This window comes from Microvirga sp. BSC39 (assembly GCF_000739015.1).
In the GTDB taxonomy this organism is placed as follows: domain Bacteria; phylum Pseudomonadota; class Alphaproteobacteria; order Rhizobiales; family Beijerinckiaceae; genus Microvirga.
This window is the reverse complement of sequence record NZ_JPUG01000062.1, coordinates 112,531-138,329: the sequence shown is the minus strand read 5'-3', so window position 1 is coordinate 138,329 and position 25,799 is coordinate 112,531. Positions and strand designations below refer to the sequence as shown.

18 protein-coding genes are annotated in these 25,799 nt (G+C 61.2%); 10 read left to right on the top strand and 8 right to left on the bottom strand.

The features are described from left to right. The first annotated feature begins 73 nt into the window (after positions 1-73). The 4 genes from MA07_RS11890 to glgA (MA07_RS11875) all read left to right on the top strand — a co-directional run bounded on the left by MA07_RS11890 (position 74) and on the right by glgA (MA07_RS11875) (position 4,078). The gene (locus MA07_RS11890; protein WP_036350785.1) at positions 74-688 is read left to right on the top strand and encodes a DedA family protein; all 615 of its coding nucleotides are present in this window, start codon (positions 74-76) and stop codon (positions 686-688) included. Positions 689-884: 196 nt separating this feature from the next. Continuing rightward, entirely contained in the window at positions 885-1,208 is a 324-nt protein-coding gene (locus MA07_RS11885; RefSeq protein ID WP_036350783.1) for a DUF2934 domain-containing protein, read from the top strand. A gap of 141 nt (positions 1,209-1,349) precedes the next feature. Beyond that, positions 1,350-2,633, top strand: coding sequence for a glucose-1-phosphate adenylyltransferase (gene glgC, locus MA07_RS11880; RefSeq protein WP_036350781.1), 1,284 nt, complete (start codon positions 1,350-1,352; stop codon positions 2,631-2,633). Beyond that, positions 2,630-4,078 (top strand): glycogen synthase GlgA, encoded by a 1,449-nt coding sequence (gene glgA / locus MA07_RS11875; protein ID WP_036350780.1) that lies wholly within the window; start codon positions 2,630-2,632, stop codon positions 4,076-4,078. Before glgC ends, glgA (MA07_RS11875) begins: the two co-directional genes overlap by 4 nt. Before the next feature lie 22 nt (positions 4,079-4,100). On the opposite strand, the gene glgX is transcribed toward glgA (MA07_RS11875), so the two are convergent. The 3 genes from glgX to treZ form a co-directional block, all read right to left on the bottom strand. Next, positions 4,101-6,308 carry a glycogen debranching protein GlgX gene (gene glgX / locus MA07_RS11870; protein ID WP_036350777.1) on the bottom strand — a complete coding sequence of 736 codons (2,208 nt, stop codon included), beginning with the start codon at positions 6,306-6,308 and terminating at the stop codon, positions 4,101-4,103. Between the two features lie 124 nt (positions 6,309-6,432). Further along, positions 6,433-11,283: a malto-oligosyltrehalose synthase gene (locus MA07_RS11865; RefSeq protein ID WP_036350776.1), complete on the bottom strand. Its 4,851-nt coding sequence runs from the start codon at positions 11,281-11,283 to the stop codon at positions 6,433-6,435. Then, the gene (treZ, locus tag MA07_RS11860; protein WP_036350774.1) at positions 11,280-13,100 is read right to left on the bottom strand and encodes a malto-oligosyltrehalose trehalohydrolase; all 1,821 of its coding nucleotides are present in this window, start codon (positions 13,098-13,100) and stop codon (positions 11,280-11,282) included. The genes MA07_RS11865 and treZ overlap by 4 nt, the downstream gene beginning before the upstream one ends. A 251-nt stretch (positions 13,101-13,351) precedes the next feature. Between treZ and glgA (MA07_RS11855) the strand changes: the two genes are divergently transcribed. Further along, positions 13,352-14,878, top strand: a complete 1,527-nt coding sequence (gene glgA, locus MA07_RS11855) for a glycogen synthase GlgA (RefSeq protein WP_036350772.1) — start codon at positions 13,352-13,354, stop codon at positions 14,876-14,878. A gap of 101 nt (positions 14,879-14,979) precedes the next feature. On the opposite strand, the gene MA07_RS31190 is transcribed toward glgA (MA07_RS11855), so the two are convergent. Then, positions 14,980-15,525: a hypothetical protein gene (locus MA07_RS31190; protein WP_052003102.1), complete on the bottom strand. Its 546-nt coding sequence runs from the start codon at positions 15,523-15,525 to the stop codon at positions 14,980-14,982. A gap of 552 nt (positions 15,526-16,077) precedes the next feature. Then, the gene (locus tag MA07_RS11845) at positions 16,078-17,499 is read right to left on the bottom strand and encodes a protein adenylyltransferase SelO (protein WP_036350769.1); all 1,422 of its coding nucleotides are present in this window, start codon (positions 17,497-17,499) and stop codon (positions 16,078-16,080) included. A 368-nt stretch (positions 17,500-17,867) separates the two neighbouring features. On the opposite strand from MA07_RS11845, the gene MA07_RS11840 reads away from it, so the two are divergent. Further along, a complete protein-coding gene (locus tag MA07_RS11840) occupies positions 17,868-18,068 on the top strand; it encodes a hypothetical protein (RefSeq protein ID WP_036350766.1) in 201 nt (66 codons plus the stop codon). Between the two features lie 82 nt (positions 18,069-18,150). Continuing rightward, positions 18,151-18,525, top strand: a complete 375-nt coding sequence (locus tag MA07_RS11835) for a hypothetical protein (RefSeq protein ID WP_152568839.1) — start codon at positions 18,151-18,153, stop codon at positions 18,523-18,525. Positions 18,526-18,554: 29 nt separating this feature from the next. Here the strand turns inward: MA07_RS11835 and MA07_RS11830 are convergent, their stop codons facing one another. Then, on the bottom strand, positions 18,555-19,712 hold the full coding sequence (locus MA07_RS11830) for a L,D-transpeptidase family protein (protein WP_348270403.1): 1,158 nt from the start codon (positions 19,710-19,712) through the stop codon (positions 18,555-18,557). Positions 19,713-20,072: 360 nt separating this feature from the next. Here MA07_RS11830 and mfd point away from each other — a divergent pair, with 360 nt between their 5' ends. Next, positions 20,073-23,405, top strand: coding sequence for a transcription-repair coupling factor (mfd, locus tag MA07_RS11825; RefSeq protein ID WP_052003101.1), 3,333 nt, complete (start codon positions 20,073-20,075; stop codon positions 23,403-23,405). After that, on the top strand, positions 23,377-23,718 hold the full coding sequence (locus tag MA07_RS11820; protein WP_244445239.1) for a hypothetical protein: 342 nt from the start codon (positions 23,377-23,379) through the stop codon (positions 23,716-23,718). Before mfd ends, MA07_RS11820 begins: the two co-directional genes overlap by 29 nt. 3 nt (positions 23,719-23,721) lie before the next feature. Here the strand turns inward: MA07_RS11820 and MA07_RS11815 are convergent, their stop codons facing one another. Beyond that, positions 23,722-24,279 (bottom strand): histidine phosphatase family protein, encoded by a 558-nt coding sequence (locus MA07_RS11815; protein ID WP_036350754.1) that lies wholly within the window; start codon positions 24,277-24,279, stop codon positions 23,722-23,724. A gap of 186 nt (positions 24,280-24,465) precedes the next feature. On the opposite strand from MA07_RS11815, the gene MA07_RS27805 reads away from it, so the two are divergent. Then, positions 24,466-24,957 (top strand): transglutaminase-like cysteine peptidase, encoded by a 492-nt coding sequence (locus tag MA07_RS27805; RefSeq protein ID WP_160195433.1) that lies wholly within the window; start codon positions 24,466-24,468, stop codon positions 24,955-24,957. Positions 24,958-24,975: 18 nt separating this feature from the next. On the opposite strand, the gene MA07_RS11805 is transcribed toward MA07_RS27805, so the two are convergent. Next, positions 24,976-25,797 carry an alpha/beta hydrolase gene (locus MA07_RS11805; protein WP_036350751.1) on the bottom strand — a complete coding sequence of 274 codons (822 nt, stop codon included), beginning with the start codon at positions 25,795-25,797 and terminating at the stop codon, positions 24,976-24,978. Between the last annotated feature and the right edge of the window lie 2 nt (positions 25,798-25,799).

Below are 25,799 nucleotides of genomic sequence, written 5' to 3'. Positions count from 1 at the left end.
CCCGAGGGTGATCGGGCTTGCGGATCGAGCCTGGATCGGGACGTTTCCGGGTCACTTCTAAGGGTGGAATAGCGTGTTCGATTGGATCGTCAGCCTCATCGACAAGGCCGGGTATGTCGGCATTGCCCTGCTCATGCTGTTGGAGAATGTTTTCCCGCCGATTCCTTCGGAACTCATCATGCCCCTGGCGGGCTTCTCCGCCGCCAAGGGGACCCTCAGCTTCACGGGAGTCGTCCTTGCAGGAACGATCGGCTCCCTCGCCGGCGCCTATTTCTGGTTTCTGATTGGACGCTGGATCGGCCCGAAACGTCTGAAGCGGTTCGCCGCCAGGCATGGGCGATGGCTGACCATGCATCCCGATGAGCTGGATCAGGCCAGGGCCTTCTTCTCCCGCCATCAGGGTCTCGCCTTGTTCCTCGGGCGCCTGATCCCAGCGATCCGCTCTCTGATCTCCGTCCCGGCAGGGGTGAATTGCATCCCGACTTCCACTTTCCTGCTGTGGAGTTCCCTGGGAACCGCTTTATGGACCATCTTCCTTGCAGGGGCCGGGTACCTGCTCGAGAGTCAATACGAGAAGGTCTCCGAATGGGTCAACCCGGTCTCGAACGTCGTCTTTGCGGGTCTGGTTATCTGGTATGTGTACAGGGTTGTCCGCTTCAAGGCGCCCGATGTCTCTGAAGGCGCCTGAAATTTCAGCGGGACTGGTTCGATTTCTGAGCAGGCATTTGCGGCAGATTCAGGTCCTTGCCGTTGCCAATCCGGCGAAGCGCCTAATAATTTACACAGTTCGCACGGTGAGCGCGCCAAATTCGGCAGGATGGTCCTGCCGGTTTTCCTTTGCGCTTCATCGGGCTGGGGCATGACATCAGGACTGAAGGGCGACCATGGACAAGGAACTTGAAAGCAAAATCCGTGAACGGGCTTACGAGCTCTGGATGCGGCACGGGGCTCTCCCTGATCGGGCGGACGAATATTGGTATCAGGCCGAGCGCGAGATTCTCGGCGAAAGCAGTGAAGGATCCGGTGTCCAGCCTCCATCCCTCATCGATCCCGCCCCGCTGGGCATGACCAGCATGACGGCCGACGAGGCTCCCCCAGTTGCTCCGAAGAGTCGCAAGAAGCGTACTCCTGCTCCGGCTCCGGTGGAGGAAAGCAGCGAGGCTCCTGCCGCCACGCCGAAGCGCAAACGGACGACACGGGTGACCTGAGCGCGATCAGCATACAAGCCTTCGGCCTCCGGTCGGAGGCTCCCGGGCGGTACTCCGTTGAAGTCAGTCACGCGACAAGTACCAGCAGCCATCCCGGCCTCTATATGATCAGGTGAATGCCTTTGATGTGAGGACCCGGCCTTGCCGAATTCCAGAGTTCCCTACGCGCCTCTCGCCCGTCATGCCATGGCGTATGTTCTTGCCGGCGGGCGCGGTAGCCGATTGATGGAACTGACGGATATTCGCGCCAAGCCCGCCGTGTATTTCGGGGGCAACACACGCATTATCGATTTCGCGCTCTCGAATGCCCTGAACTCCGGCATCAGACGTATCGGAGTAGCAACACAGTACAAGGCTCACAGCCTGATCCGTCATCTGCAGCGGGGTTGGAACTACTTCCGGGCCGAGCGGAACGAGAGCTTCGATATCCTGCCCGCCAGTCAGCGTGTCTCGGAAACCATGTGGTACGAAGGCACAGCCGACGCGGTGTTCCAGAACATCGACATCATCGCGAGCATCGATCCCGAGTACATCATCATCCTGGCCGGCGATCACATCTACAAGATGGATTACGAGCTCATGTTGCGTCAGCACGTCGACATGGGGGCCGACGTGACCGTCGGCTGCCTCGAGGTGCCGCGCATGGAGGCAACCGGCTTTGGCGTAATGGCAGTCGACGGGACGGACCGGATCATTTCCTTTCTTGAGAAGCCTGCCGATCCACCGGGCATGCCGGACAATCCCGACAAGGCTCTGGCGAGCATGGGCATCTACGTCTTCAACACTCGTTTCCTCTTCGATCAGCTGAGACGCGACGCGGAGACGCCCGGCTCGAACCGGGATTTCGGGAAGGACATCATCCCCTATCTGGTCCAGCACGGAAAAGCCGTGGCGCATCGGTTTACCCGCTCATGCGTCCGCTCCGGAGCAGAGGCCGGCGGGAGCGATGCGGAGGCCTATTGGCGCGACGTCGGGACAGTGGACGCGTACTGGGAGGCCAACATCGATCTGACGGCGATCGTGCCCTCACTGGATCTCTATGACCACGACTGGCCGATCTCCACCTTTACGGAGACATGGCCGCCGGCGAAGTTCGTTCATGATGAGGAAGGGCGACGTGGGCATGCCATCAACTCCCTCGTCTCCAGCGGGTGCATCGTATCGGGAGCAGCCCTGCGCCAGTCGCTCGTCTTTACGGGCGTGCATCTCCATTCCTACGCCTCCGTGGAAGGTGCCGTCATTCTTCCCTATGCGGATGTGGGAAAAGGTGCGCGGCTCAAGAACGTTGTCGTCGACCGGGGCGTACATATCCCCGATGGGCTCGTTGTCGGTGAGGATCCCGAACTCGACGCTCAGCGGTTCCGTCGTACCGAGAGGGGCATCTGCCTCATCACGAAGCCGATGATCGAGAGATTGTCTGTATGAGGCCTCTGAACGTTCTCTCCGTCACGTCAGAGATCTTTCCCATCATCAAGACAGGCGGATTGGCCGATGTCGCCGGAGCCCTTCCGTCCGCCCTCGCGGCAGAGGACGTGACGGTCATCACGCTCGTTCCGGGATATCCGGCCGTGATGAGGGCTCTGGAGGGCTCGCAGGTCGTTCATCGTTATTCCGGCTTCTTCGGTGGAGCGGCAAGCCTGCTGTCGGGAAGGGCAGGGGGTCTGGACCTCTTCGTCATCGATGCCCCGCATCTGTTCGACAGGCCCGGTTCTCCCTACCTTGCACCGGATGGCCAGGACTGGATGGACAACGCGCGGCGCTTCGCAGCTCTCTCTCGAGCGGCAGCCGACATCGGCCAAGGATTGGCGCCGGGATTCGTGCCCGACGTGGTTCATGCCCACGACTGGCAGGCTGGGCTCGCGCCGCTCTACCTGAGCCTCGCGGAAGGCCCGCGTCCTGCAACGGTCATGACGATCCACAACATCGCCTTTCAGGGCGTTTTCCCTCCATACCTGTTGCTCGAACTAGGATTGCCGGCCAGCACCTTCACCATCGACGGCGTCGAGTATTATGGGCAGATCGGGTTCCTGAAAGCCGGCTTGCAGCACGCGGATCGGATCACGACCGTTTCACCGACCTATGCCAGGGAAATTCAGACACGTGAAGGCGGAATGGGTCTCGATGGGTTGCTGCGGTTTCGATCGAGCGCTGTGTCCGGCATTCTCAACGGCATCGATGACAAGGTCTGGGATCCTTTTTCGGATACGAACCTCGCGCAGACGTACGATCCCGACAATCTCGATGCTCGCATGGCCAATAAGGCGGCACTGCAGAAGCGCCTGGGCTTGAGCCAGGATCCTGACGTGATGCTCTTCGGCATCGTCAGCCGCCTGTCCGAGCAGAAAGGCCTGGATCTCGTGCTCGCCGGCCTCTCAAGGCTCCTTGCCGGTGGCGCACAGCTGGCGCTCCTGGGCTCTGGAGACAGGGCACTCGAAGGCAGCTTCCAGACCGCCAGCACTGTCCATCCCGGTCAGGTCGGGTGCTTCTTCGGCTATGACGAGGGGCTCGCTCACCTGATCCAGGGCGGCAGCGATGCCCTGCTCGTGCCATCACGGTTTGAACCCTGTGGCCTGACGCAGTTATGCGCCATGCGCTACGGGAGCGTGCCCATCGTGTCTCGGGTGGGAGGACTGGCCGATACGGTGATCGATGCCAATGAGATGGCCATCGCGGCCGGTGTCGCCACGGGTTTCCAGTTCGGGCCCGCCGCGCTCTGTCCGTTTGCGGATGCCATCGACCGGGCAAGAATTCTCTGGCGCGACAGGCAGGCATGGCGGCGCCTGCAGGGCAACGGCATGCGCTCTGATGTGAGCTGGCGTCGCCCTGCCAAGCAATACGCCGACCTCTACCGGTCCTGCCTGTCCACGTGAGATCGAAGGTAGGAGCGCCGGATCAGGCGCTCTTCCTTTTCTCGGGCTTCGGCTGCTTGGCTGGTTTCAGCTGGAACAGCAGAAGGGAATGGGCCGTGACCGTGTAGACCTTGCCGAAACCAAACTCCGCGGGAGCGTCCAGATCCGGCTGGTTGGTATCGATATGACACATCCAGGCCTCCCCGCCGACCACCTCCGGCAAGGTGCACTTCACCACATCGTTGTGAGCATTCAGGATCATGAGGAGAGTCACGTCCGTGCCTCGCCTGCGGATGCCGGTCGGCTGAGCACGGCCATCCAGCAGGATGCTGATGCAGCGTGCGTTGGGATCCTCCCAATTCTCAGGCGTCATCTCGTCGCCGGCGGGGGTGAGCCACGTCACGTCCTTGACGTCGAGCTCCTCGTTGTAGACGCCGGAGAGAAAGCGGACGCGTCGCAGGATCGGCAAGTTCTGACGCAGCTGGATCAGCTTGCGGGTGAACTCGAGAAGTTCGACTCCGTCCTCGTCGATTCCCTCCCAATCGATCCAGGACACCTCGTTATCCTGACAATAGGCGTTGTTATTGCCCTGCTGGGTACGGGCGAATTCATCGCCAGCGAGAAGCATCGGGGTTCCCTGCGAGAAGAGCAGGGTGGCCAGCATGTTGCGGATCTGGCGCAAGCGCAGCGCGCGGATCTCAGGATCGTCGGTCGGTCCCTCTACGCCATAGTTGAAGGAGAGGTTGTGGTCGTGGCCGTCCTTGTTGTCCTCTCCGTTCGCCTCGTTGTGCTTCTCGTTGTAGGAGACGAGATCGTTCAGCGTGAAGCCGTCATGGGCGGTGATGAAGTTCACGGAAGCCCATGGTCGGCGCCCGCGCTTGTTGAAGATGTCCGCCGATGCCGTAAGGCGGGCTGCAAGCTCCGGCAGCTTTCCTTCTTCGCCCTTCCAGTAGGCGCGCACCGTATCGCGATAGCGGTCGTTCCACTCCGCCCAGCCGGGCGAGAAGCGGCCGACCTGATAACCTCCAGGGCCGCAATCCCATGGTTCGGCGATCAGCTTGACCTGGCTGAGCGCGGGGTCCTGGCGGCAGGCGTCGAGGAAACGGCCATCCTCTTCGAAGCCATGCGGCTCGCGGCCCAGGATCGTCGCGAGATCGAACCGGAAGCCGTCGATCTGAACCTCCTGCGCCCAGTAGCGCAAGGAATCCGTGACCATCTGGAGCACACGGGAGTGGCTGAGGTTCACCGTGTTCCCGGTTCCCGTATCGTTGATGTAGTAGCGGGGATCGGGCGCGAGCCGGTAATAGGATGCGTTGTCGATGCCTCTGAAGGACAGGGTCGGCCCCAGCTCGTTGCCTTCGGCCGTGTGGTTGTAGACCACATCCAGGATCACCTCGATTCCGGCATCGTGGAGATGGCTCACCATCTCCTTCACCTCGTTGATGAAGGGTGTTGCAAGGTAGCGCGGCTGCGGTGCGAAGAAGCCTATCGAGTTGTAGCCCCAGTAGTTCTTCAGCTTCTTCTCGACCAGATAGCTGTCATCCACGAAAGCATGGATCGGCAGCAGCTCGACCGCCGTGACGCCGAGATTCTTGATGTATTCGATCACCTCATGCTGCATGAGACCTGAGAACGTCCCGCGAAACTCCTTCGGCACTGCCGGATGCTGCATGGTGAAGCCGCGCAGATGAGTCTCATAGATGATGGAGCGCTCCCACGGTATCTGCGGACGGCGCGCCCGTGCCCAGGTGAAGGCCGACTCGACGACCCGGCATTTTTGCATGAACGGCGCGCTGTCGCGCTTGTCGAAGGAGAGGTCGGCATCCGGCGAACCAAGGGTGTACCCGAATAGGGCCGGGTTCCACTTCAGGTCGCCGATGAGCTGCTTGGCATAAGGATCGAGAAGGAGCTTGTTGGGGTTGAAGCGGTGGCCGGCTGTGGGCTCGTAAGGGCCATGAACCCGGTAGCCGTAGGTCGTGCCTGGCCGCGCGTCCGGCAGGTAACCATGCCAGACTTCGTCGGTATATTCCGGAAGCTCGATCCGCTCGATTTCCCGCTCGCCGTCCTCATCGAACAGGCACAGCTCAACCTTCGTGGCATTCGCGGAGAAGATCGCAAAGTTGACGCCCAATCCATCCCACGTGGCTCCAAGGGGATAGGGAAGTCCCTCCCGGACGCGGGAGGTGCGCCGCACGTTCGGGGCGACGATCTGAGGGGGCGACTGCTCACGGGTATCGACTTTGTCATTCATTGGAAATCTCGAAAGCCATGCGGGGCGAAATGTCTGTGTTCATCAACGCGCAAGCCTGCAGGAAGTCCCCGGCAAGCTGAACTATAACTCCGACCTATCGTTCTCGCGGTCGACTTGCACCTGTCTACGAGGATCGAAGCTTGAGGACAGCGAAGGGGACCTCCTTCAACAGGTCTGATATTTTCGTCCGACTCTGATCGATGAGGATCTCATCTCCTGTTATCACGTTCAGCCAATGGCCCTGAGCAAGCTCAATCCCTGTGTCGCTCCAAGTTGCGGCATCGAAGGATGGATCATCGCTCGTCATGAAGCCTGCCCATAGACGCGGAACGACGACGGCAAGAGCATCGGTGCCGTGCTGCCTGACATAGGCCAGAAGTTGGTCCGCACGAACACCTTCGGCTTCCAGCAGCCGGTAGTCGCCTTCGGCATAGAGTGTCGGTGATTGGGCTCGGTCGCGTAGCAGAGCGGCGATGATCCTCTGCTTGATTCGCCCGTCGGTCCAACTCTCCATCAGAGAGGTGAGCGCGTCGCCCTTCTCCAAGGCTTTTGCACGGGCGGTGTAATCCACCGGACGCCGGTTGTCGGGATCGACCAGAGAGAAATCCCAGAACTCCGTCCCCTGGTAGATGTCGGGCACCCCCGGCAGCGTCAGCTTGAGGACCGTGCGGGCCAACCCGTTCAGCATGCCCAACGTAGACAGGCGCCGGATCAGATCGCCGAAGCGTTCCAGGAATGGGCTCTTCGGGGTGAGCACGGCTCTCAGGAGTTCAAGAGCCGCGTTCTCATAGGCTTCGTTCGGGGCAACCCAGCTCGTATGCCGCTTGGCTTCACGGAGTGCCTTTGTGAGATAACCCTCCATCCGCTCCTGGAACGAGGCCAATTTCTTGCGATCAGCCTTCTCCAAGAGTTCCAGGGGCCACGCGCCGACGAGGGCTTGGAGCAGGATGAACTGATCGTTGGCATCCGGTGCAGGAACGCCGTCGATCTCTGTCAGGTGAGGGGATGCCAACTCCTTCCAGAGATCGAGAGCTTTGGTCCATTCCTCCGCCATCTCGGAGAGCGCGAGAAGTCGGGCGCGTGCATCCTCGCCGCGCTTGGTGTCGTGGGTGGCGGTGGCGATCATGGCGTGAGGCCAGTTCTGCGCACGATCTTCGTTTGACCGGTGAAAGCCCTCCGGCGGCAGGCCGAAATGGCCGGGGTCGCCGCCCACTTCGTTGAGGGCAATCAGGCGGCCATAGCGGTAGAAGAGCGTGTCCTCCAGGCTCTTGGCCATGACCGGACCCGTGAGCTGCTGGAAACGGCGGCGGAAGCGACGCACGTCGTCAGAGACGCCGGACGGCATCCGGCCGAGAAGGACCGAAGCGATGAAGTCATGCACCGTGCGGTCGGGGAGGGCGCTGGAGGTCTTGGCCGCCTCGACTGTCTCCTCGATCAGGCGCACATCCTCGGCTGCAGGTTTACCGTCCTTCAGATAGCTGCGGTAGACAGGGAACGCGGCAACGATCTCCACCAGAGATTGGCGTAGGGCAAATGTCGTGTAGTCGCGTGTGCGGCGGCTGGCATCGGCGACAGCCTTGATGTCCGACACCAGGACCCCGAGTTCGCTGGCGAAGTTCTTCTCCGTGATCTCGACCTTGGCCTGCCTGAGGAGATCCTCGTAGGAGCCCTGAAGGTCCGATGCCTCGCGGTAAATCCGCTCGAATGCGTCGGCCGATCGTCCGTCCACCAGCACGCCGTCGATCAGATTGAGGGTGTCGTAGCCCGAGGTTCCGGCAACGGGCCAGGAACGCAACTCCTCGCCGGGCTCGAGGATCTTTTCGACCACCACGTAGAAGCCTGGTCCGACCTTCTCCTGAAGGGCGCGGGCATAGCCCTCCGGATCGGCGAGGCCATCGATGTGGTCGATCCTGAGGCCATGAACGTGACCCTCGTTCACGAGGCGGAGGATCAGCTCATGGGTTTTCTCGAAGACCTGCGGGATCTCGACCCGTATGCCCGCCAGGGTATTGATGTCAAAGAACCGGCGGTAGTTGATATCGCTCGATGCCACCCTCCAGAAGGAAAGGCGGTAAGCCTGCCTCTCCAGGAGGCGGTGCAAAGCATCGAAGCTTCCCGGCTCATCGGGGCTTCCGTTGATGGCTGCAACGGCCCTGTCGATGGCCTTCCGCAGGTCCGGAGAAGCGGAAACCACCTGTGCCAGATCATGCTTCAGCCCCTCCGCCTCCTGTGGGAGCGAATGGTTCTCGCCAGCAGCCTGCTGTTCCATCGCTTGCAGGCGCTGTGTGATGCTCCGCAGCTTCCCGGCCTTGGCGGGATTGCTCAGGGAGACCAAAGCGCGATCGAGGATCTCGGGATAAGTGGTGGGGCAGATTGGGAAGCGATGCTCCCAATGCCACACACTGAAGGAGCCGCCCTCAGGGTCGAATTTCAGCTGCAGTTCGCCTCTTTCGAGCACCTCGCCATAAAGTCCGCCCAAGGACGGGATGATCAGCTTGCCATCGGCCCCAGGGCGCTCCCAGTCGATGTCGAAAGCGTCGGCCACCGGGGAGAGGCGTCCCCATTCCAGCACGGAGAGCCACCAGCCGTTGGACTGGCCGCCGATGCCCATATGGTTCGGCACAATGTCGAGCACGAGCTTGAGGCCGTGCTCTTTGAGAGTCTCCGAGAAACGGTGGAATCCCTCCTCTCCGCCGAGCTCCGGATTGATCACGGAATGATCGACGATGTCGTAGCCGTGGGTGGATCCGGGCGCGGCTGCCTGGATGGGCGAGGAATAGACATGGCTGATGCCGAGCTTTGCCAAATAAGGCACAATCTTCACGGCGTCGTCGAACGTGAAGTCCTTATGAAATTGCAGGCGGTAGGTGGCGCGAGGCGGTGGAGCCGCGAGAGTGCTCCTGCGGGCGTGCACGTCCCGGCCTTCCTCGGTCAGGGCAACGGCGAGCTTCGCCAGCAGGCTGCCCGGAGAGGCAATATCCTCGACAGTGTTCGACAGTCTGCGGCGCCAGTTGGGATGGCCGACGTCCATGCCCGGCATGTTGGGCTGGTTCAGTTCGCCGGATGCATCCTCGATCTGCACCGCCGTGAGGACGGACGAGGTGCGGGCGAGATAACGGATGGTCGCCTCAAGGGGCGGTTCTTCCGGTACCTGCGCCGAGGGCAGGAGACCTTCTGCCGCGAGCGCCTGGGCGAAGTGGCTCCTGTCCGCCTTGCGCGCGGCGCGCTCCCGGTTGGAGGTCTTCGGGTCGAAGATGCCGAGGGTCTGGCGCAGGTCGATGTCAAGGCCGCGCCACCATCCGGTGAAGGTCGGCAGGTCGTGGGTGGTGATCACGGCCAGGGCTGAGCGAGGGTACTGTTCGGGCTTCTTGAAGGCGGCTTCTTCGCGCTCGAAGGGGAGCACCCGGTAGCTGAGGACACCCGATGCCATGATCGCGTCGGAGAAGCCTTCCGGTGCCGTCCCGAGATCCTCTGCAATCACGAGGCACCGGGCGCGATGGCTCTCGATGCGCAGCACCGCCAGCATGGCCTCGAACGGATAATCCACATAGGCCCCTTGCGAAGCGGGAGCACCGGACGGGATCAGGAAGAGGCGCTGGAGCTGAAACGCATGATCGATGCGGATCGCGCCGGCATGACGCATATTGGCCGAGACGAGATCGCGGAAGGCGGCAAGGCCCTGCTCCTCCAGGGTGAGCGGGTTGAAGGGCGGCAGGCCCCAATCCTGCCCCTGGGGCCCGAGCGGATCGGGCGGCGCGCCGATGGACAGCCCGGGGGCATAGCGCTCCGGCGTCGACCAGATCTCGGATCCGCCGCCATCCGATCCGACCGCGAGATCGCGATAAAGCCCGATGGGAAGTCCAGCGGCGCGGGCCCGTTCCGCAGCCTGCCCCAGCTGCCGGTCAGCCAGCCATTGCAGCCAAGCATGGAAGGCGACACGCTCCGCTTCCTGAGAGCGGAACTGCCTGACCTCGTCCGAACGGACTGATCGGAAGGCTTCGGGCCATTCGCCGGTCCAGAAGCGCCCTTGCGCCCGAAAGTGCTCGGAGAGTGCCTCGAAGGTGGCGTGGGCCTCCAGGGCCTCGCCACCTTCGAGGCGGAACGTCTCGAACGCGGCCTTGTCGCCAGAGGCCTGGAACCAGGACCAGAGAGCGTCGAGGATCGGGCGCTTGATGGCCCAGACCTCGGCGTAATCGATCAGTGAGGCGCCTTGCAGCTTGGCGAGACGCCGCTGCACGTCCGAAGCCTCGAGAAGCTGCTGCGCACCACTCTCAGCGAAACCCTCGACAACTGTCGGGTCGATGTAGAGGGACTCAAGGAACAGGCGCGAGGATGGGGAGTAGGGCGAAATCTTCGACCGATCCGCCGCGAAGAGCGCATGAACCGGGCTGAGGCCCAGGAATGCGCCGCCGCAGCGACCGACACCCTCTGCGGTGAGAGCCACGTCCGAGTAGTCGCCGATTCCGAGGTCGCGCTGCGAGCGCAGGGAGTAGACCTGCGCAGTCAGCCCCCAAAGCCTTGCGTCCCCTTTTAGAGCCTCGGGCGCCCAACACCATTCAGGAGCAGCGATGATGGTTGCCTCTCGGTCACCCAGCTGAAGTTGGTGATAGCCCATCGGAAGAGGTGGTAGATCGAGAGTGCGGCTGGCCTTGGTGAGCCGGCCCTCATGAGTCGCTCCGCCTTCCTCGGTCAACGTCCAGGCCGAGGCCCCGGCGCCGGCGCGCAGCTTGATCTTCGCGGGTGCTCCCGCTTCCACGGTTATGACTGCGGGTACTGGGCCAGCCTTCAACTGCTCCATACGCTTAAGGCTCTCCTGCGCACCTTTGTCAGACGAGACGTCGAGCCCAAGCGCGGTGAGCAGGGCTTTGCGGGTGTGGGAACTCGTCTCGACCCGTTTTCCAAAGGCATCGCTGTAATCCGAGGAAATGCCGACGAGCGCGGCCATCCGCTCCAGCAGAGCATCCAGCTTGCTCATGCCAGTGTTCCCTTCATGACGACCGCCGACCAAGGCGGAAGTTGAAGGCTCTCATCTGCAGAATCGGCGCCCCCGCTCGTCCAGAGAACGCGAAGGCCCTCATCCACAGAGCCATTGACGACTCCGTCGCCGAAATTGGCTAGCAGGCGAAGCGTGCCGGCTGAAAAGGTCCAGGTCACGTCGAGCGTTTTTTCGGGTGAGATCGTGTAGCTCGAGCCGCGATACTGGCTCTTTAAGACAGGCACGATCTCCGTCTGCCGAAGGTCGAGCAGGTGACGGGTCTGCGCGAGAAAATCCTGATGGGGCGATTGCGGAACCTCGGACCAATCGATCCTGGATCGTTCGAATGTCGCGCGATCGGTCGGATCGGGAATGCGCTGCGACATCTCGGGATCCGTGAAGGCTTTGAAGCGCTTGAACTCGCCGCGTCGTCCCTCGCGCACGGCTTTGGCCAGATCGGGCTCGCTCTCGAAATCGACGAAGAACTGGAACGGCGTCGAGGCGGCCCACTCCTCGCCCATGAAGATCAGCGGGATATGCGGCGACAGAAGGAAGACCCCTTGCGCAAGAGCCAGGCGCTCGGGCGAAATCAGATGCGAAAGGCGTTCGCCGAAGGCGCGATTTCCCACCTGGTCGTGGTTCTGAAGGAAGGACACGAAGGCCGTTGGAGTCAGATGGCCCGAGGGCTCGCCGCGAACGACGCCGTCCTTATGCGGAGACGGATCTCCCTGATAGGCGAAACCTTCCGCTAGCGCCCGTCCGAGGTGCTCGAGCGGTCGGTTGGCATAGTCCTCATAATAGCCTTCATTCTCGCCGGTCACCAGGGCATGCCAGGAGTTGTGAATGTCATCGGCCCACTGCGCCGTGTGGAGCTTCGGTCGTCCATCCGCTTCGCGGCCGAGCCAGCGCGCCTGGTTGGCTTCGTTTTCGAGCACCAGGTGAACGTGGCGATCGGTAATGGCTTCACGAATTCTGTTGGCCAGCTCTTCGATGAAGTGCGGCTTGCTGTCATCCACGATGGCATGGACCGCATCGAAGCGAAGCCCATCGATATGGAATTCCTCCAGCCAGTAAAGCGCGTTGTGAAAGAAGAAGTCGCGCACGTTGCGGCTGCCTTCTCCATCCACGTTGATGCCCGCTCCCCAGGGAGTCGGGTGGCGCTCCGTGAAGAAGGTTTTCGCATAGGCGTGGAGATAATTGCCCGATGGGCCGAAGTGATTGTAGACCACATCGAGGAAGACCATGATGCCAAGCGCGTGCGCGCGCTCGACGAGACGCTTCAGGTCGTCGGGGCTGCCATAGGCTGCATCCGGTGCGTAGGGCAGGACACCGTCATAACCCCAATTGCGCTGTCCCGGAAACTCGGCGATGGGCATGAGTTCGATGGCCGTGATGCCGAGATCGCGCAGGTCTTCCAACTTGGCCATCAGGCTCGCATAGGTGCCCTCCGGCGTCGCAGTTCCCACATGAACCTCATAGAGGACAGTCTCTTCCCATGCGCGCCCCGTCCAGCCCGTATCGGACCATTGATACGCGCCGGGGTCGATCACGAGGCTCAGGCCATGGACATCATCAGGCTGAAAGCGGGAGGCCGGATCGGGCACCACGAGGCTGCCGTCGATTTTGTACCCATAGCGGCTGCCCGCATGGGCCTCCTGCGAAACGAGGCGGTACCAGCCGCTGTCGTCGGCTGCCATTGGAAGCTCGGCAGTATCGAGCACGAGCCGCACGTCTTGGGCGGTCGGCGCCCACAGGGCAAAGCGTATACCTTCGGGAGTTATCTCAGCCCCAAAGGGCATGGAATGAACGCGCCGCATCGGAACTCCGGAGAAGCAGGGGAAGCACTTGCGAACGAGCAGTGCAGGGCAATGTTCCGGAGCAGCAGAAAAAAACAGCTAAGCTGATTTTTGCCGGGCGGCAGTGAGCAACATTATAAAGCCAAGCTGGCTGAAAGGATTAATCAGAAATTTTCCGAAAATTCTGCGGAACCATCCCCCATGCGAGTGAGTTAAGAGCCCGACTACCTATGGCGCGGGGGAGTCGTCGGGGATCGCGCCTCTGAGCTAACATGCTGGATTCATCTCAACTGGACACCGTTTCAGGTGTCTCGACCATGGCGCATGCCGAACTTCTGAGCGGCGCCCAAGCTTCAGTTTCCATTAAGCGCCGTCAATCCATTCTTTTCGTTACATCCGAGATCGCCGACTATATCAAAGCTGGAGGCCTTGGTGAGGTATCGGCGGCATTGCCGCGTGCGCTCCGCCATCACTACGACGTGCGAATTCTCATTCCGGGCTATCGCCAGGTTCTGTCGCAGATCGGCGACGTTGAGGAGATTGCCCGTTTGCCGGCTTCGTTCGGCATACCGGCCTGTGGCCTTGGGCGGGGGACGACCCAGGACGGCCTGACGGTTTACGTGCTTCTGTGCCCGGAACTGTATGATCGCGATGGATCGCCATATGTCGACAGCTTCGGAAATGACTGGAGCGACAACGACGTCCGCTTCGCGCGTCTTGGCCTGGCGGCGGCCGATATCGCCTCAGGCAACGGCGATTCCTTATGGCGCGCCGATCTTCTGCACCTCAATGATTGGCCTTCCGGACTCGCATCGGCCTATCTCGCTTGGCGCGGGCAGCGCATTCCGACAATTCTGACGATTCACAACCTCGCCTATCAGGGGAACTTCGATCGTAATCGCTTGTCTCATCTGGGCATTCCCGATGCTGCCTTTCAGATGAACGGTGTCGAGTTTTACGGCAAGCTCTCTTTCCTGAAGGCAGGTATCTACTATTCGTCCCACATCACGACCGTGAGCTCCACCTATGCCAAGGAGATCACACGACCGGAATTCGGTTGTGGCCTCGATGGCCTTCTCAGGACCCGCGCCGAGGAGGGTCGTCTCGACGGCATCATCAACGGCATCGATGCAAGCTGGGATCCGAGCACGGATCCTTATCTGGTCAGCCGATTTTCTGCCGAGAACTTCCGGGGCAAGCGCGCGAACGCCAATACCGTGCGCAAAAGCTTCGGCCTTGATCTGTCCTCCGGGCCGCTCTTTGCGGTGGTGTCACGCCTTGTTCATCAGAAGGGCGTCGACCTCGCCATTTCGGCAGCGGAAACCATCGTGTCTCAAGGGGGGCAGATCGCGGTCATCGGTCAGGGCGAGGCTCGGTTCGAGGCAGAATTGAAAGCTCTGTCGAGTCGCCATCCCGGTTCCGTCGGTGTCAGGATCGGGTATGACGAAGGTGATGCCCGTCGCATGTACGCTGGCAGCGATTTTCTGCTCATGCCATCCCGGTTCGAGCCCTGCGGTCTCAGCCAGATGTATGCACAGCGCTTCGGTTCCTTGCCGATCGCGCACAAGACCGGTGGGCTGGCCGACACGATTGAGGACGGGGTCAACGGCTTCCTGTTCGGCGAGCCTTCGCTCAACCGGTTCAAGGACGCAATCAGGAGGGGTCTTGAGACCTTCCGTTCGAGGTCTCGTCTCACGGCCATGCGTCGTGCTGCGATGAACAGGCCTCACGGTTGGGACCGTTCGGCCTCGCGCTATCAGGACGTATATGAGCGTGCCTGCCAGGCGGCTTTGGCCTAGCTCCCGCAGATCAAGCTTGGACGTCGCTTACCTACAATTCTAACAAAGAAAGCCCGTGGCTGCCTTCGCAGCCACGGGCTTTCTGGTTTAGCTAGAGGCCTTTAGTCCTTACCGCCGCGGCCGTTTCCGTTACCGCCGCCATTGCCGTTGCCGCCGCCGGCCGGACCGTCTGCATCGGTCCCGTCTCCGTTGTTGGAGTTGCCCGGGTTCGATGAGTCGTTACCGTCGGGATCGTTGCCATGGCCGTTGTTGCCATGACCGCCGCCGTTCCCGTTCCCATTGCCGGAACCGCCGTTGCCACCCGTTCCGCCGTTGCCGCCGGTACCACCATTGCCGCCAGTGCCACCGTTACCGCCAGTGCCACCGTTTCCACCCGTTCCGCCGTTGCCGCCGGTACCACCGTTACCACCTATGTCGCCCGTGCCGCCGTCGTCACCAGTCCCGCCATTGCTGCCGGTGCCGCCATTGCTGCCGGTGCCGCCATTGCTGCCAGCCCCGCCATTGCTGCCGGTTCCGCCATTGCCACCCGTGCCGCCGGTGCCACCGTTACCGCCCGTGCCGCCAGTGCCCGAGTTGCCGCGATCCGCAACAGCACCGCCACGGCCGGGACCACGTCCGTCATTGACCACGCCGGGCGAGCCAACCACAGGATTTCCAAAACCTGGAACCATCGTTGGATTGCGGCTGATCGAGCCGGTCACAGCATCTGTCTGGTTCCGATCACTCGTAGGATCCATTCGGCGAAGAGCCTGAGGACGGATGGCACAACGGCAGACCTCCTGACCTTGAACGACATGCAGGCGGCAGTTGCCATACATGGATGGATTGGCAACTGCCGGAATGCACTGCGGCCCAGGCCTGAGGTTCTGAGCAGAGGCCGGAGAGCCGATCGCGAGGAAGAGGGCTGCGCCAGACAAAGCAAGAGCGTGTGAGCGCTTCATGTGTTCACCTACATAATTAGCCAATTGTGATGTGTAGCTGCCTTAAGGACAGCCTGCTTGGCTAATAGACGCATGTATATGAATAACGTTCCTGGCCTATGAGAAAAATCTAATCATCTCGAAAGGGGAACTTTCCTGAGACATACGCTATGCTAGGCTTAAATGGATCTGCTTGATGTCACTATAGATAAGTTATGCCTTCGCTATAGCTTGGCCGTTCCAACTATAACGAAGTTGCAAGATGATATTCCTGAAAGATCATGCGGTCCGATATGCCTCTGCCATGGCTCTGATATCGTCAAGCTTGGCGGCAAGAAGGGACCAGTCATCTTCAGCGGCAATAGGCGACCATATTGCCTCGACTTCATCGATCAGCATGGTGCAGGGCGCAGGCCGCTCGAAATATGAGTGCGTGGGCTTGATGCCGGGCGAGGGTGAGAAATCGCTGAGGATGGTCCTGAAGACCTGGAAGGATTCATGCGCGTAGTAGCTTGCCGAACTGCTCTTCTCTGCGCGTTGGCTGCTCAGGACGCCTCCATACCAGTCAAAGAACGTCTGCTCGAAGGGCGCGCGAGTCTCGTGAAGGAAAGTCCACAGGGCCTTGGCTAGGGCGCCATCATGCTCGTAGCCTCTGGATTGGAGCCCGAGGCGACGCAGAACTGCCTGTGCGAACTCCCGGTGAAGTGCGGGCTCGAAAGAGCCGAGCGCCTGCTCCAGCAGATCCTGGGGTGCTAGAGGGAGGAGGCACTCAGCCAAGCGATAGAGGTTCCAGAGCAGCGCGTCAGGCTGCCGTCCGAACGCGTAGAGGCCGGTCTCGTCGAAGTAGGCTGCCGTGAAGCCGGGATCGTAGTGGGGCAGAAAGCGCCATGGTCCGTAGTCGAAACTTTCTCCGGTGACATTGATGTTGTCGGTGTTGAGCACCCCATGCACGAAGCCCGCCGCCATCCACTGCGCGCCCATGCGGGCGACGCGTCGGCTGACCTGCTCGAGAAACGCGGCCGCACGTGCCGGTTCCTCGTCGCGCCAAGCCTCGGGCAGGTAGGTTCGAACGCTGTGGTCGAGCAGCTTTCGAAGATTGTCGGCTTCGTTGAGATAGAGAAAACGCTGAAACGTACCAATGCGAACGTGGGAATGGCTGAGGCGCACCAGCACGGCCGAGCGGGTGGGGGACGGTTCGTCGCCTCTCTCAAGCTCCTCGCCCGTCTCCACAAGGCTGAAGGACTTGGAGGTCTCGACGCCGAGCGCCTCCAGCATCTCAGTCGCAAGAATCTCCCGCACGCCCCCCTTGAGTGTCAGCCTGCCGTCTGCATGGCGCGACCAAGGGGTCTGCCCGCTCCCCTTTGTTCCAAGGTCGAGAAGCCTTCCATCCTCAGCATCCTTAAGCTGCGCGAAGAGAAAGCCGCGCCCGTCACCGAGATGGGGGTTGTAGCTCCTGAACTGGTGGCCGTGGTAACGCAGGGCCAGTGGCCGCTCGAAGCTTCCGGGCAATGGCTTGAACCGGCCGAAATGTTCGATCCATTCCTGGTCGGTCAGAGCGTCGAGACCAACCCGCTCTGCCCATCGCTGGTTGCGGTAGCGCAGGATATGCTGCGGGAAGCTTGCGGGCTCGACGACATCATAGAAGGAAGGCCCAAGTTCCTCGTGATGTTTTGAGGCAGCAAAGGAAGGCGAGTAGGGCATCGGAGCAATCCCGTTCAACCAATGATCAAGTCCAAGAAGGCTGAATTGTTCACCCGGTCAGCCGAGGTGACGATGCGTGGCATGCATTGTTCGAGTGAGCAGATCCGCCACATTCGCCGTATCGAACTCGCAGGAAACTTACCTAGTACAATGTTTCAATTGATGCGAGCAGACGTGCGTCTTGTGCCCGGATTGAAAATTTTTTCTGTAAGGAGCCTGCTTCCGAAACTGCTTTGGTTGCCGGATGTTCGGGCAGATTGCTCAAGCGTCAGCGCTCTGTGTTCGTGCGATCTTATGCTTTAGTCTATTGGCGGCGGTGGCATCGTCTCTTAAGCTTTCATTCAACGAAGCAAGCGGGAGACGGGTTTATGGCATTGAGAGATGTGCTGAGCCTTTATGGCCGGATAGGCTTGATTGTCGCCGCATTTGCGTTCGTCGCCGGGATCGTTGCCGGGCCCGTGCTTGAGAAGGTTCTGTTCTCCCAACTGACGGTAACGGAGCGCAGCACTCAGCCCGAGTTGCCTCCAGCCGGTACTTCCTCTGAACGGCAGGCCGGAAAGCCAGGCTAACGCGTTTTTAGAGATCTGTGGGGCATAACCCACTTCATCGCCCACGCAGGCAGGAATGCAGCTCCATATCCGGGGACGCGCGATGAGCAGTGATACGGTACTAAGGCAGGAAATTCGTTATTCGCTGGGTTACATCCGCAGCATGATCGACGGCTATTCAGGCTTGTATCCAGGAGAGAACCTCACGCGGGATGTCCTGCGCTTCTGCGACGGGATGACTGACGCGGGAACACCGCATCCGCGCCTGCAGGAGGCAAGACGTCTCGTGGAGGATCGCTGCAGACGACTTGCTCAGGACACGGATCGCTTCGCGTTGCGCGATCCAGCCGCGATTGCGGCCTCGCGCGCCCAAGCCATGGCTGCCGTCGACATGCTTCAGGACGTAGTATTCGAATGGCGCAGAGCCCGCATGGCAGTGCCATCATCCGGACGTCTGTTGCGCCGAAAGAGCTTGTGAGAAGTCAGGTTTCCTGAACTCTGAACATCTCACAGGCGCTTGGGCTTGATGGATGACGTAGCCGGTACATCGATGGCCACCGCTTCGGGAACTGGCTCGCTTCTCGGCGTATCGAGTCCATACACATCGTTCCGGAAATGGACCGCGCCATCGGCCGTTGCATACCCTGTCAGATAAACCCATGCGACGGGAACAGGCTTGTCGAGCCGAATGTCCTGACGCGCCGTACTGACGATTGCCGTGTCAAGGCTAGCTTTCGTCCACGCGCCTGAGGGTCCGTTCGTGCCGCGCAGCAGCCACTCGGCAAAATCACCCACATCGGCCACGCGAACGCAGCCCGAGGAATGGAAGCGGATGTCCTGTGTGAAAAGCTGCTTCTTGGGCGTGTCGTGCATATAGACCGCATGCTTGTTCGGCATGTCGATGCGGATCTGCCCAAGCGAATTGATTGCACCGGGGTCCTGCCGGAGAGTGTAGTTGACGGCGTTCTGCGTCGACCAGTCAATCGCCTTAGGATCGACCTCCTGGCCCTTCGCATCCAGGATGCGGATTTTCATCTTCTGCAGATAATCCGGATCTTTCCGAACATGGGGAATGATGTCCTTCTTGATCAGGGAGACCGGTACCGTCCAAGTCGGATTGAGGTTGACGGCCGTGACGCGGGTTTCGACGGTGGGCGAGGGTCTGTCGGCCTTGCCGACGACGGCGACATAGCGTCGGACGACTTGGCCCTCCTCGACAGTCTCAACAGCCGCCGAGGGAATGTTGACTACGACATATCGGCCGCCGAAGGAGAATGTGGAACTTGCCAGCCGTTGTGCCGATGCGGTGAGCTGACGATGGCGCGTCTCGGCGGAAACGTTGAGGGCCTCTAGTGTCCTTGCCCGCACGGCTCCGGATTCCGGAAGGCCGTGTCGCGCCTGGAACTGCTTGACCGCGCTGGTGAGAGTGGTGTCGAAGGTCGTGCCGCTCGCGTGGTCGCGAGAGAGATCTCCTTCGGCAATCAGACGCTGCCGGAGAACCGGAACCAGCGGTCCCTTGTCGCCCGGTTTCATGATCGTTCTGTCAGGGAGCGAGGGCCAGCCTCCGGCTTCGGCAATGCGCTTGTACGTCCAGGCAGCCCGCATCGTATTGATGAAGGTGCCGGGGTCCAGTGTCGGGCGAGCATCCTGGGAGATCGCCGCCACCGGAATCTTTGGTGGAGCTGCCGGCGGGTTGGGCTTGGCGTCAGCCGGAGCTGCAGCTTTCTGTCGCAGTTCAGGTTCGGGCGAGGGCGCAGTGGGACTTGACGACTGACGCGCTGGAACGGCGGTGGATACCGGCTCCGAGGCCGCCCACGCGTCATTCAGGCTGCTCAATGTCGAGCACGAGAAAAAGATCAGGCTCAGGCTGACGGTGAGGCTAGTCGCGTTCCGATAGGTCATGAGGGAACTATGGCCGAGGATGGTTTACAAAGTGCTGCTCCAGGGGGAGCACGGCGATCTGCAACTGGTCTTAAGTCCCGTGCGTTGTCCCCGCCTCAGCCCTCTCGCCGTACGAGTTCCTTCATGCACGTGAAGCCCGTCCCCTCCCAGGATATCCGGCGGATCGATCTGACCTTGCCGTCATCCATAGGGCTTCATGCGGTTCACCTGATCGAGCAGGCTCTCAACGGGGACCAGAGGGAGCTCATCTATCTGTCAGGGGGCGAGAACCGAGCGGAGCAGATCGTTCAAGCCTTGAAGGGACTAGCCCCGGATTTGGAAGTCTACCTCCTTCCGCCATGGGATTGTCTTCCCTATGACAGTGCATCGCCCTCACGGGACGCGATGGGGCGGCGCATGTCCATTCTGCGGGGTATGAGCGAACCTGCGAAAGACAAGCGGCTGCTGATCGCGAGCAGCGCCGCAATCGTTCAACGCGTGCCTCCGCGGAGCATCTGGAAGCAGGCCTGCTTCCATCTCACGACAGGTGAGGCCTTCTCGCAGGGTGATCTGGAATTCTACCTCCACCACGCCGGGTACATCCTGGACGAGAGGGTGGACGAGCCTGGAGAGGCTGCGATCCGGGGTCAGGTCATCGATATCTTTCCAGCGAACAGTCCCTTGCCGTACCGCATCGAGCACGATGGGCAGTTCATTGCTGCCATCCGTTCATATGATCCCGTTTCGCAGCGGACCGAAACGGAGATCGAGAGCCTTCTCCTCGACCCCGTTTCCGAAATTCTGCTCGAAAGAACGAACGATGGTTCAATGCCGGAACGCTACGACGGAATGGAGCACCGGCTGCCGGAGCATTATGAATCTCTCGAAACAATCTTCGACTACTGGCCGGATGCTCCCGTTGTGATTGCCTCCGAAGCGGAGGAGCGGCGTCAGCTGGTGATGGAACAGGTTGCCGACTCTTATGAAGGCCGCAAGTCGCTGCGGGTGGAGGGGGGCGGCAGTAGTTCTGCCATGGCACCCGAGCGGCTGTTCATCGGAGATAACGAATGGAAAGAGATGCTATGTGAGCGCCGGCTGACTGTCATTCATGCCGCATCAGAGGAAGAGGCCAAGCGGAGCTCTGTTCCACGCTTTGCCGCTGCGGCGAAGCCGGCGCGCGCGCTTTCAAGCTTCATCCAGGCACAGCAGGACAGCGGTCGCAAGCTCGTTCTGGCGGCTGCCACGAGGGACGATCTGAACCGCTTGAGGCGCCGGGTTCAGTCCCTGCAACTCAGCCCAACCATGATCGAGCGCTGGAGCGACGCCATCGCCGGTCCGCCGAACGGGATCTTCACCCTTCAAGCTGACATCAGGAGCGGGTTTATCGACGACCGCCATGGCATTGTGGTGGTCACAGCGGCTGATGTACTGGGGAGCCGTGCGTCGAGCGGACATGGACAAGAGCTCAGGTCCGCTGCCCACCAGTTCACCGACATGCAGTTCCAAATCGGCGATGCCGTCATTCACGTCGATCATGGGCTTGGACTTTTGGAGGGAACCGAATCTATCAGCGCCGGCGAAGAGAGCACCAGCGATACCGTCCGGCTCACCTATGCGGGCGATACAACCCTCATGATTCCTGCAACGGACCTGGGCCGCGTATGGCGGTATGGTCGCATGTCCGAGGCGCTGCAGCTCGACAAGCTGAAGAGTGATGGGTGGCTCGCGAAACTTGCAGCCATCGAGGCGGAGATCCGCGATACGGCCGCACGTTTGAGCAAGCTGGTCGAAGATCGTGAAGCCGTGAAGTTGGAGCCGATCAAGCCTCCAGGACGTGAGTATGAGCGCTTCGTTGCACGATTTCCATTCTCTGAAACGCCGGACCAGTTGCGTGCCATAGGGGAGGTCCTCGAAGACCTGGCTTCGGGACACCCTATGGACCGGCTGGTTTGTGGAGATGTCGGTTTCGGCAAGACTGAGGTTGCTCTCCGTGCCGCGGCAGCAGTGGCGCTATCGGGCAAGCAGGTCGCCGTGATAGCACCCACGACGGTACTGGCGCGTCAGCACGTGCGCAGCTTCCAAAAGCGCTTCGCCGGCTTCGGCGTTGACGTCGCGCATTTGTCGCGCCTGGTGACGGCATCCGAGGCACGCAAGGTAAAGAACGGCCTCGCCGACGGCTCTGTGCGGATCGTCATCGGCACACACGCCCTGGCTGCCAAGGGCGTAGCCTTTAAGGATCTTGGCCTTGTGATTGTCGACGAAGAGCAGAGGTTCGGTGCTGCCCATAAGTCGAAGCTCCGGGCGATGGCCTCACGCGGACACGTGCTGACCCTGACCGCGACTCCCATTCCGCGCACCCTGCAATCGGCCCTGGTTGGTTTGCAGGAGCTGAGCATCATTGCCACGCCTCCGGCTCGGCGACAGCCCATTCGCACCTTCCTGACGGAGTTTGATCCTGTCACCGCTCGACAGGCCCTCATGCGCGAACGCCGCCGCCGCGGGCAAAGCTTCGTGGTCTGCTCCCGTGTGGAGGACATCGGGCCGATGCGTGAGCAGCTTGCAAAGATCGTGCCTGAACTGAAGGTCCTTGTTGCGCATGGCCAGATGCCGCCAGCCGAGACGGACGACGTGATGGTGCGCTTCGCAGATGGTGAAGGTGACGTCCTGCTCGCCACCAACATCATCGAAAGCGGTCTCGATGTTCCTCGCGCCAACACCATGCTGGTGTGGCGGGCCGATCGCTTCGGCCTGTCGCAGCTTCATCAGCTTCGCGGGCGCGTGGGGCGAGGCCGCATCCGTGGCACCACCTATCTGCTGACGGAACCAGGGCAGCAACTGCCAGCAGCGACGGAGAAGCGCCTGCGCACCCTGGAAGCCCTCGACCGGCTTGGAGCTGGGTTTGCCATCAGCGCACAGGATCTCGATCAACGTGGAGCCGGCACCCTCCTGGGAGACGAGCAGGCGGGGCATATCAAGCTTATCGGGGCGGACCTGTACCAGCACCTGCTCAAGCGTGCCCTGCGCGGAGAGAGTTACGCGGACGATTGGGCTCCTGAGCTCAACATCGGACTGACGGGCTCCATTCCGGCCGAGTACGTGCACGAGCCCGAGGTGCGGATCAACCTCTACGCTCGCATCGCACGCATGGATATCTCTGAGTCCATTGACGACCTCGAGGAGGAGATCGAGGATCGTTTTGGGCCGCTTCCAGAAGCCTTGGAAAACCTCCTGCGCCTCACAGGCATGCGGAAGATCTGTCAGCGGCTGGGGATTGCTCGCATTGACGCAGGTCCTCAGGCGATAGCCTTGAGCTTCAGGCCGGGAGCCGTCGAGAAAATTCCTCTGGAGGACGTGATCGGAGCCTCACAGGGAGCGTTGCGCTGGAGTGGGGATCGCCTGATCATCGCAGTCGCTGAGGACCAGGCCAGGGAACGGGAGAAGCATATCCTTGCTCTTCTGGCGCAGCTCGAACAGTGACATAGACAATGCCGATCTTTTCATCCGCGAACGGATCGCGTGTTTAGGACTTATCTTTGGAAATGACGTTCAGCGTGAGGAGCCGATGACCTCGGAAGAGATCAGCGAATTGAATGCAGCACGAGAGAGCCTCGTGAAGCGTCGCAGGGAAATGGCCAGGCAGCTGTCCGAGGCGCCGCTTCCCTCTGTCGAAATGGCCGAGGAACTCACCAAGATCCTGGTCGCCATCGAGGCTCTGGATCGCGCTCTGAACGAAGCGGGCCATCCGTATATGAGCCAAGGCGTGGTGGATCAGCTCAGGGCTGAAGACTAGGTCCTAAAGGACAACTCGTCCGACGACGTCAAAACCTGAATCAGCACGTGGCTTGAGCACGAGCATTTCGCCTTCGCTGGGGAAGATGCCGGTCAGTGCCGTGATGTTGACCTGATGCGTCACGAGGACCAGAACGCCTGTTGAGCGCCATCCTTCGATGATCCGACGCACGGCCTGCGTCTGGGCAGGCTCCTGATCGCGCCCCGAGAAGAAAGAGTCCAGCGGAGCGGATGGCTGCGCAATGGCGCCGAAGGCTAGGCGCGCCGTATCCAGAGCGCGGCACCAGCGACTTGAGAGCACACGCTCCACAGGCACCTGCCGGGCTCTGAACTCATCCCCGATATGTTGCGCCTGTCGGCGACCCTCTTCAGAGAGATTGCGTTGCGTTGAGCAGTCGTCCAGCCGGAAACCGGCCGGGTCTCCTGTTCCCGGTGCGCGGGCATGCCGAAACAGTGCCACCGTACCTCCCTCCTTCAAAGCCTGCCAAGCTTCCTCGGCGGCGTAAACGGGGTGCATCCATCCTGCCATCACGAGGATGACGAGAGTCATCGCCAAGCGCATGGAACGCCTCTCCCTCAAAAGGCCAAGCTGCCACAATGTTGTCTCACAAGACTGGCCTATAGATCATCAAGATAAAGCAGAACCGGAGCGGATCTACAGCTCCGGCGAAAGCCAGCAAGTGGCTGAGGGGCATATTCGATGATTTCCATTGCACAAAGGTTTGCGCTCGGTTTAGGCGCAGCGCTCATGATTTTGCCAGTCGCCGCCGCTCAGGCGAAGCCCGGCCGCTCGTTCGTTCTGACCGCCGAGCGGATGTCTCAGCTGCAGCAGATCAACAGCCATGTGAACAGCACGATCCGTGAGGTTTCGGATCTGGAGCAATATGGCCGTGAGGACGTGTGGGCGCTTCCGACCAGCGGCAAAGGTGATTGCGAGGACTTCGCGCTGCTGAAGCGCAAGATGCTGATCGAGCGTGGCTGGCCCTCCTCGGCGCTCTCGATCACGGTCGGCGCTACCGCGCAGGGTGAAGCCCATGCGGTGCTTCTGGTGGCGACAGCCCAGGGCCAATATGTCCTCGACAATCTCACCTCGTCGATTGTCAGCCCTGAGCGGACGGGCCATGTGTTCCATGCACGGCAGTCGGGCCGCGCGTGGATCTCGGCTTCAGGAGAGAAGACCAGCGAACCCGTTGCGGATCTGCCGGTTGCACAGGTCGTCGCCCGCCGCACGCGAGGCTGATTCCACTGCGCTGCAGTATCAGGCCCCTGCGGCGAGTTCGACCAGGATATCAACGAGCGGATCTGCTGGATCCGTGAGGCCGGCGATCACGTCAAAGTGGTGAGCGTCAGGCACCTCGTGATAACGGGTCGTCACCCCAGCCTGTCCCCATCTCTCGACAATGGCGCGGGACTGGCGGAGGAACTCGCTGCTCTCCGCGCCGCCAACGACCGCGACAAGGCTCCCGCTGCCCGGCGGCGCCCACGCGAGCGGACTCAATCGATGCGTCTCCTCGATGGTGAGCCCGAGTGCCTTGTTGATCGAGGTTCCCACCAGAGGCGGGAGATCGAACAGGCCGGAGATCGGCATGGCGGCTCTGATGGCGCTTTGGCGCGGCATAGGTCGCGCCATGAGGCAGGCGGCAAGGTGCCCCCCGGCCGAGTGGCCTGCAGCGACGATGGGGCGGCCTGTTCGCTGCATGACGAAGTCTGCTGCCGTTTCGATTTCGACAATGATCTCGGCGAGTGTGGCTGTTGGCGCGAGCGTGTAGCTGGGGATCGCCACTGGCAGACCGCGCATATTGGCGCCGCGGGCGAGATGGCTGGATGAAGACTTGTCGAAAGCCTGCCAGTAGCCGCCATGAATGAACAGCACGACGGGACCACTGCCGTCGCCGTTCTTCGGGTGGAAGAAGTCGAGCAGGTGCCGCTCTCCAGGCCCATAGGCCAGGTCGAGTTCGCAGCGAGCCGTCTCGCGATAGGCGGCGGCATCCCGCTGCCAGCCGGCAATGTGGGCGGGATGGTCCGGCACCCGGGCCCTGTTGTTGTACTCGGCTTCGTAGTCGAGCATGTCGGATGCCATGA